We start from the raw sequence: 8189 nt of genomic DNA on the forward strand, positions 1-8189 counted from the left end.
ATCACGGCGTTGCCGCTCTTGAGGGCCAGGCCGGCAATGTCGACGGTGACGGGCCGCATGTGCGGACGCTACATGATGTCGGAGCTGATCGGACCGGCCGGCGAAACAGCCGGCCAGGACGCAACCGCATCGTTTTATACGATGTATCAATTCACCTCCAGGGGCGGTGAGCGGTGCGTGTCATACTTCTTGAGGCGCCCTTCGCCTCTCCCTGTCCCCCAAGAGTGAGAGTCGAAGGGCCTTTCTGTGTCCCGGCCGCCCCGGATGTGCCATGACCCAGCCCGTCTCCCGTCTCAGCCCCTCAGGTCGCCGAGAACCTGGCCGACGCCGGGCAGGCACTCACTGACCCGTCTGGTCCCGGCGGGCAGAAGTGCATGGTCCGCAGCCAGGCGATAACGGCGCATATGACAGCACCGCGCATTCACCGGCGCTGAGCCGCCCGAACCGGACATTACGCTGCGCAAATATCGTTCCGATAAAGCCACCCGGAATGCAGTCAACGGGCAGCGGCGGCTTTTCAGGCCGTGCCGTTGCCTGGTTTCCGGCACTGCCTTGTCCCCCGCGACATTGCCGGGCGGTAAGTCCACGAGGCGGCAGGACACCGGTTGTTTGATCGGGCGTGGTCCTGTACCGGAGAATCGGTCGCATGTGCGGACGCTACGTGATGTCGAAAGCCACCGGGACCTGGTCTCCGCCTTCCGGGCCGACGAGGCCGCGGGGACGGACCTGCGGCCGTCCTGGAATGTGGCTCCGACGTCTGCGGTGGTAGCGGGCTTCGATCCAGTGCACGAGCAACCCGCAGTCCGTGCCGGCAGCGTGGTCTACGGAGCGGATCGGTCAGACGGCTTCGGGTGATCGCCCGGCGGCAGGCTGCGACGTGGGGTCCTGCACGAGTTTCATCGACACGAGCTCGGTGAATCCGGCGCGTCGGGCGAAGCGCACCTTCCGACGCCTGTACACCGTGAAGCCGAGCTTGGCATAGAGGCCGAGGGCGGGTGCGTTGGTGTCCTTGATGTCCTCGAGCACGTACTCGCGATACCCGGGTAGCGTCAGCAGGTGACGCAGCAGCGCGGTCGCGATGCCGCGCCCCTGATAGGCCGGTTCGGTGGCGACGAACCCGATTTCGGCGAGCCCGGGCCGGGCGCCGTCGGAGGCGCCCATGAACCAGCTGCGGATCACCACGTAGCCAAGCAGCCCGCGCGCCAGCCCGAGGTGACGCCGGATCTGCCGCCATCGCGGCGCGAACAGCGGCTGGCCGCCCTCGGTGAGCGAGGCGAGGCCGGCGGGCTGCCCGTCCACGAGCGCGATGTAGAACCGTTCGAGCAGCAGCATGTGCTCGAACGCGTCAGCCAACTTGCCGGTGTCGCGCGAGAACGCAACGAAGTCCTGCGCGAAGCTGCGCACGTAGACCTCGGTGATACGGCGCCGGTACCCCTCGCCGAGCTCGTCTCCCCGCCTGACCACAACCATCGTCTCGACCATCCCCGTCCACCCCGCCTGCCCCGCCCCCGCACGGGTGCGACTGTATCCACCCTCACACCGCAACATCCACTGCCGAACCTATCGACAAGGGAAAGGGCGTTCAACTGGAACCCGGCCCAGGGACGAAAAGAACTCGTGCATTCATACGTTTCGATACTCGCCCAGCTTCTGCCCACTGGGATGACCCGTTAGCCGGTGCTGTTCCGCGACAAGGATGAGCGAGAACTTATGCACGTGCTTGAATGACGAGGATGTGATTGCGCTCGGGCTCTATCGCGGCACGCTGCCGTCCCGTTTGAGCGTCCGTCACCGCGGCAACTCCGGGCCACACCGCCGCTGAAATTCCGGCGTCGTCCAGGACCGGCTGGACGACACCGGGCATCACCGGCCGGTGGCGGCCAACTCCTGCAGCATGGTGAATCCGTGGCGGTCCACCGGAACCGATGAGGCGGACATGACCACGACGCCGGTACGCTTTGAACGGTCGAGTCCGACCCAGGTGCGGAACCCACCGGTTGCCCCGTTGTGCCAGGTGATCCGGCGGCCTTTGATCTCAAGGGTGATCCACGCGGCCCCGATCCGGGCCGCTCCGGCGAACCTTGCCACCGGGTCGAGGGCGGAGATGCCCGGTGCCGAACCGTCCAGCATTGCCGCGACGAGGCGGGCCATGTCCCCGGTCGATGCCCGGATGCCGCCGGCCGGGGCCAGCGCCTCACCCGTCCAGGGTTCGCGGGGCTTTCCCGAGCGGCTCCTTCCAACCAGAGCCGCGGGCCGGAGCTGGTCGGAAGCGGCCGGGGCATAGACGGACCCGAGGCCCAGGGGTTCAGCCAGCCGGTTCCGAAGCAGGTCCGGGTACTTCAACCCTGCCGCACTGGCGATGGCATGGCCGAGGAGTTCGAATCCCAGGTTTGAGTACCGAGGCCGGGGTGCGGAAAGCCTTACCGCGCGTGCCTGGGCCAACAGCTGGTCAAGGTTTTCCCCGTACGGATTTGCACCCTGCAGCCACAGCGAGAGTGTGCCCCGGAAGGGCCGGGCCGACCGGGGCAGGCGCGGCAGACCGGATGAGTGGGTACTCAGGGATCCGACCGTCACACGCGCCGCCTCACATGCTTCCAGTGGCAGCAGCTCGCCCAGAGTCGTCGTCGGAGCCAGCTCCCCCCGTCCCACCGCATCGGCATACAACAGCCCGGTAATGCCCTTGGAGACGGAACCGATCTCGAAGTCCGCATCGAGCGGGACCCCAAAACTCGCCCGCGTCATCTCGCCCTGGCATACCGTGGCTACAGCCCCATCCCGGTGGCCGCGCCCCAGGCAGGCCCGAAGCTTTGCGGCCAGATCACCGTCGCCATGAAGCTCAGTCACTATCCGTGCCCATCGGTTCCCGGGCACCGCGCTTCCCGTCAGCCCCGCCCGCCATATCCCTGACCAGAATCATCAGTCCCCCGCATCATCGGAATCTGAGAATCACACCAGCTGATGGACATTGAGTGGCTGCCCCAACGGCCGGCCCGGGATACGCCTACCGAAGGGCCATGCACAAGAGCCAGCTGCAAGCCGTCGGAGTGGAAGTTTAGTTCAACGCTGGGAACGCGGCCCAGCGTCGCATAAGCCGGTCCCTCCACCGCAACACCCCTCAGCCCCTCCCCCGCAGGAAAAAAATCCTTGCAGGTACTGGCTTCTCGGTACCGCGCATACCCCGCCCGCACAAGCGCCCGGTGAGCGGGGATATTCGCAACAGATACCATCTGCGTCGCCGCCGGGCTGGCCTTTAATCAAGCTCCGGTTGTGACTGTTAACTCCCGTTTAGCGGTTAAATCGCAGCCTGAAATGGCGGTTTTGCCCTTCCGCTTGGCCTCGGCGGACTGGAAGAGCACCGTGTAGGTGCCGCTCCACCTGTCGCGGTCGTCGGCCAGCAGCTTAACGGCGCCGAGCAACGCGGCGATGTGCATGTCGTGGCCGCAGGCGTGCATCACGCCCACGGCCACGCCGTTGTCCTGGCGGTTGCCGTGGAGGCGTACTCCAGCCCGGAGTCCTCGGTCACCGGCAGGGCGTCGGTGTCCGCACGGGCCGTTGGCCATGACGCCCACAACGCCGGTACCCCTGATGCGCTGCACCTCGAAGCCGAAGGATTCCAGTCCTCTACTGACCGGATCCGCCGTCCGGTGTTCCTGGAGGCTGAGCTCCGGGTTCCGGTGCAGGTCTATGCAGACGTCGCGCTTCCACGCCAACTCCTGGCCCAAAATGGCGAGGACTTCGTTCTCCAGGGACATGAGCCAAACAGTAGGCGGCTACCAGGCGGCGCGCCAGTACTGGTCCGCGCGTGGGTTCCCGTCGCGGGCGACTCCGAGGGCCTTCGCCGCGTTCGCCGGCCAGAGCGCGTCCTGCAGCGCAGCGCGGCCAACGCTCACGCCGTCGGCCTGCCCGGTGACCACCACGTGTTCGGCCTGCGCCGGGTCCGTCAGTAATCCGACGGCGGTGACGAACGAATCCGTGCCCTCCAGCGCCTCGCGCACCGCAGCGGCGAGCGGAACCTGGAAGCCTGGGCCGGAGGGGCCGTGGTACGACCCGATGCCGGCGCTGGAAAGGTCAAATGCGGTGACGCCGAGCTCCCGCGCCTCGCGGACAAAGCGGACCGTGTCGGCCAGCCGCCACCCGCCCTCGACCCAGTCGTCTCCGGAGAGGCGGATCGCCAGCGGCTTGTGGTCCGGCCAGACGGCCCGCACCGCCGCGATGACCTCGCGCGCGTACCGGGTGCGGTTCTTGTAGCTGCCCCCGTAGGCGTCCTCACGGTGGTTGGTCAGCGGGGAGAGGAACTGGTGGATGAGGTAGCCGTGGGCGCCGTGGATCTGGACGACGTCGAACCCCGCCTCGTCCGCTCGGCGTGCGGCGTCCGCCCAAGCCTGGACGGACGCCTGGATCTCGGGGATGTCCATGGCGTGCGGCCGCTCCAACCCGAAAATGTCGGTCGTCGAGGGGCCCACCGTCTCCCAACCGCCCTCGTCCACGGGGATGGAGCCCTCGGCCTGCGCGGGCAACCAGGGGTAGGTGGAGGCCTTGGCGCCGGCGTGTGCCAGCTGGACACCGATCGCCGCCCCCTGCGCGTGGGCGAAGTCCACCACGGGCTTCCAGGCGTCGCGCTGCGCATCGTTCCACAGTCCGGCGTCGAGGTCGGAAATCCGGCCCTCGGGCACCACGGCGGTTGCCTCGGCGACGACGAGCCCGAAGCCGCCGGCGGCCCGAGCTCCGAGGTGCACCAGGTGCCAGTCGTTGGGCACTCCGTCGCGTGCGCTCACCGAGTACTGGCACATCGGCGCCAGCACCGTGCGGTTGCGCAGGCGCAGTCCGGTGCCGTCGGGGGTGGTCAGGGTTGCGGGTTCGAAGAGCTTACTCACGTGAAGCTTCAACCGGGCCGCCGCAGCAGCTATTCCCGCGGGGTGAATCGAAAGCTGCCTTGGCGCAGGAGCCCGTCCTGCCATCACCCGGCTCACTGAACAGTGGGCGCAGGCGTACCCCGCGGAGGGTGAAGACAGTGCTCGGCGTCAGCCAGCGTCCAGGGCCAGGTAGCGGTATACGGTGGCGCGGCTGGCGCCGATGATCCTGCCGATGTCCGACGGCTTGAGGCCCTGGGCCTTGAGCTCATGGGCGCGTTTGACGTTCCGGTCCCCGGCGGTGATTTCCCGCCGTCCCGCCCTGCGCCCGTGGGCGGCGGCTGCGGCCATGCCTGCCCTGGTCCGCTCGGCCAGCTGGTCACGTTCGAGCTGGGCGAACGCGGACAGCACGGTGAGCATGGCCTTGCCCATGGGGCCCGTGGTGGTGATGCCCTCGGTCAGTGACCGGAAGTGGACGCCGCGGCCTTCCAGCTCATCGATGAGGGCCAGCAGGCTGCGGGTGCTGCGGCCCAGCCTGTCGAGCTTCCAGACCACCACCTCATCCCCTCCCCGCAGGTGCTCAAGCATCCTGTCCAGTTCGGGCCGGCTGGCCCGCGTGCCGCTCACGCCCTGGTCAGTAAAGATCTTCTTGCAGCCGGCGGCCTTCAGCGCCGCGTGCTGCAGGTCCGCGTTCTGCTCCAGAGTGCTGACCCTGGCGTATCCGATGCTTGCCATGCCGCTCCCCCGCAGTCCCATCAAAGGCAATAATTCCGATTCCTGAGAATATCAGAAGTAAGACATATTAATGAGACGAGGCAGGCTCTCCAGAAAGCGCCACTTTGTCTCATTTCGAGCGACGGCGGCTGCGGAGAACTTGCCGTCTCAACAGACGATCCTTTCCTGAGACCGGTACGCCAGCTCCCCTCCGGGCCGACGCGGGCTCTGGCGCGGTGGGCTGCGCAGTCCTAGCATGGGCCCAGTAAGTGCTTCCGGACCGTCGGGCCCGCTGGAAGGAGCCGTGATGGCAGCATTGCCGCAGGATACCCCGCTCCCGGACCTTGCCGCGGCCTTCCGCGACGCGTTCGCCGCCCATCCCGCGCCGGTCTCGATTGTCACCGCTGCCGGACCGCACGGGCCGGCAGGAATCACCGCGTCTTCGGTGATTTCCGTGTCCGCCGAACCCCCTGTCCTCGCGTTTTCCATTGCCGCCGGCAGCGAGTCCGGAGCCGCCCTGCTGGCAGGTGGAGGCCTTGCCGTGCACCTGCTCACCACCGCCAACCACAAACTTGCCGAACTGTTCGCACGGCCCGGCTCGCGCCGCTTCGGATTCGACATGGACTGGTATCCAGGGCCAGCGGGCGAACCGATCATCCGCGGCGTCGGCACTGTCCTTCGGTGCAGGCCCCTTGACCGGATGCCCGCCGGAACCGGCACAGTCGTGGCCGCCCAGGTCCTCCAGGTGCTCGACGGCGGCTCGTTCGCCGCGCCGCTGCTCTACCACCGCCGAACCTATTACGCCCTGGACCCATGGTCCGCCCTACGCTCCCGGAACGGATCACAGACCCGGCAGTAAACAGACACCGCCTTCCGGAGTGCCTGCCCTACGCCCTGTCCGTTCACGGCATTAACGGCTCAGCGACCCAAGGTTACGAGCCTTTTGAATTCACGCGCCTAACGCTTTGGATTCCGCGGCTCCTGACATCCTTCTCGAATAAAGGCAGATCAAACCTTCCCTGCCCTCGTCAGGCCTCTCCCCCATTGGTACATTGTGCGAACGATCCGCATCCAGCGGGCCGGGGGAAGTTCGCACCGATCGGAAGGCACACCTTATGACCAGCAGCAACTATCCGCAAAGCAATGCCGGACCGGAAATGTATCCACCGGCACAGCCAAACAGAACGAACGGCCTGGCGATTGCCTCGCTCGTCTCATCCTTCTTCATCAGCCTGCTCGGCATCATTCTGGGACACATCGCCCTCAACCAGATCAAGCGCACCGGAGAAGGCGGGCGCGGACTGGCCATCGCAGGTCTCATCATCGGTTACATCGGCCTGGTCCTGGGCATCATCGTTTTCATCAGCGTCATGGGCATGGCCGCAAGCCAGGCCTAGAGCACGCAGTACATAGGACCCCAGGGCGGCGAAGCCCGGAAAATTCCGGCTTCACCGCCCTGGCTCCATCCTGTCCATATTGCCCGGCTCCGGCCCGCGCGTCGTAACGCTTCCCGGCCTGTCAAAAACCTGCATCGCATGGTTTTGACCGATTTTGATTCCGCACGTGGCTTCTGACCTCCTACTTAGAGTTCAGAGGATGGAACCCCAGGCCCTCTCCAGCATCACTTAGTAATGGACCATTTTTGACTTTCGAGGAACCGCCGCCTCAGAGAATTCGTCTTTAGTGCACCGGTGCAGCCACCTACGCGCTACGGACGCGATTCCCTCATATAGCGGGCCTCATGGCCAAGCCCTGGGGCCATACCACAGGCCTAACCCATGAGGGAGGATTCGGGCCATCCTCCCACGGCATCTTGGGCGGATGGGTCCAGCTGCGCGGTTCATCAAACAAGAGAACAGGTGAATCGCCACCACTGTGTATCCCATTGTGTATCCCATGGAAGGTGACGTCGCCACCAGAGAAGGTTGTCCGATCGAAGGTGACCGAACCACCGGAGAACATTGCCCCGGTGAAGGCGACCGAACCGCCGGAGAACTCTGCTGTGGTGAAGTTGACCCCGGCCCCGGTGAACTCTGCCTCGGTGAAGGAGACTTCGCCGCCACTGAATTCTGCCTCGAGGAAGGAAACTGCGCCGCCACTGAACTTTGCCCCGTCGAAGGAGACTTCGCCGCCGCTGAACTTTGCCCCGTCGAAGGAGACCCCGCCGCCGGCGAACTCTGCCCCACCGAAGTCGACCTCGCCGCCGACGAACTCCGCCCCGCTGAAGGAGACCTTGCCGATGAACTTTGCTCCTTGGATGAGAACGCCGATAACAGCGCATATGAAACCTGCGGCTCGGGGTGGAGCCGCGGATTTGTTGATGCGGTACGCGCCTGTCGGCGGCCCCGGCGTCTCAGGCCGTGCCGGGCCGGGTCTGGGTTCTCTTGTGTCGCGCCGGCCCGCGGGCCCTGGGCCGGAGGGCTATGCGCGGGCTGGTGCCGGCCTCCAGTACCTGCAGGCCGATGTAGAGCAGCGCAACGGCCTGGACGGTGGCCGCAAGGGGTGGGAAGACAACGCTGTAGGGCAGGAAGATCGGTATTCCCAGTCCGACGAACATCGCCACCGCCGGCCACCAGGGCAGCACACCGCTGCGCCACAGTGCCAGCAGCAGCAGCGGCCATGCGA

9 protein-coding genes are annotated in these 8189 nt (G+C 66.3%); 2 read left to right on the top strand and 7 right to left on the bottom strand.

Annotated elements, in window-relative coordinates; all coding sequences use genetic code 11:
* Positions 1–837: 837 nt before the first annotated feature.
* The 5 genes from AC5RW2_RS38810 to AC5RW2_RS38830 all read right to left on the bottom strand — a co-directional run bounded on the left by AC5RW2_RS38810 (position 838) and on the right by AC5RW2_RS38830 (position 5585).
* A complete protein-coding gene (locus AC5RW2_RS38810) occupies positions 838–1482 on the bottom strand; it encodes a GNAT family N-acetyltransferase (protein WP_494075180.1) in 645 nt (214 codons plus the stop codon).
* Positions 1483–1863: 381 nt separating this feature from the next.
* Complete coding sequence (locus tag AC5RW2_RS38815; protein WP_494075181.1) at positions 1864–2844, bottom strand: serine hydrolase domain-containing protein; 981 nt, start codon at positions 2842–2844, stop codon at positions 1864–1866.
* A 410-nt stretch (positions 2845–3254) separates the two neighbouring features.
* Positions 3255–3752, bottom strand: a complete 498-nt coding sequence (locus AC5RW2_RS38820; protein ID WP_493986688.1) for a M20/M25/M40 family metallo-hydrolase — start codon at positions 3750–3752, stop codon at positions 3255–3257.
* Between the two features lie 18 nt (positions 3753–3770).
* Positions 3771–4874, bottom strand: a complete 1104-nt coding sequence (locus AC5RW2_RS38825) for an NADH:flavin oxidoreductase/NADH oxidase (protein WP_494037350.1) — start codon at positions 4872–4874, stop codon at positions 3771–3773.
* 147 nt (positions 4875–5021) lie between these two features.
* Positions 5022–5585: a recombinase family protein gene (locus tag AC5RW2_RS38830; RefSeq protein ID WP_494075182.1), complete on the bottom strand. Its 564-nt coding sequence runs from the start codon at positions 5583–5585 to the stop codon at positions 5022–5024.
* Between the two features lie 286 nt (positions 5586–5871).
* On the opposite strand from AC5RW2_RS38830, the gene AC5RW2_RS38835 reads away from it, so the two are divergent.
* Both AC5RW2_RS38835 and AC5RW2_RS38840 read left to right on the top strand, forming a co-directional pair.
* On the top strand, positions 5872–6423 hold the full coding sequence (locus AC5RW2_RS38835) for a flavin reductase family protein (RefSeq protein ID WP_493986761.1): 552 nt from the start codon (positions 5872–5874) through the stop codon (positions 6421–6423).
* A 256-nt stretch (positions 6424–6679) separates the two neighbouring features.
* Entirely contained in the window at positions 6680–6961 is a 282-nt protein-coding gene (locus tag AC5RW2_RS38840) for a DUF4190 domain-containing protein (RefSeq protein ID WP_494032859.1), read from the top strand.
* 328 nt (positions 6962–7289) lie between these two features.
* Here AC5RW2_RS38840 and AC5RW2_RS38845 read toward each other — a convergent pair whose 3' ends face one another.
* Entirely contained in the window at positions 7290–7886 is a 597-nt protein-coding gene (locus AC5RW2_RS38845) for a pentapeptide repeat-containing protein (RefSeq protein ID WP_494075184.1), read from the bottom strand.
* Positions 7887–7917: 31 nt separating this feature from the next.
* The coding region (locus AC5RW2_RS38850) for a hypothetical protein (protein WP_494075183.1) at positions 7918–8189 on the bottom strand (272 nt) is incomplete at its 5' end.

The sequence above is a fragment of the Arthrobacter sp. B0316-1-20 genome, from assembly GCF_059091865.1.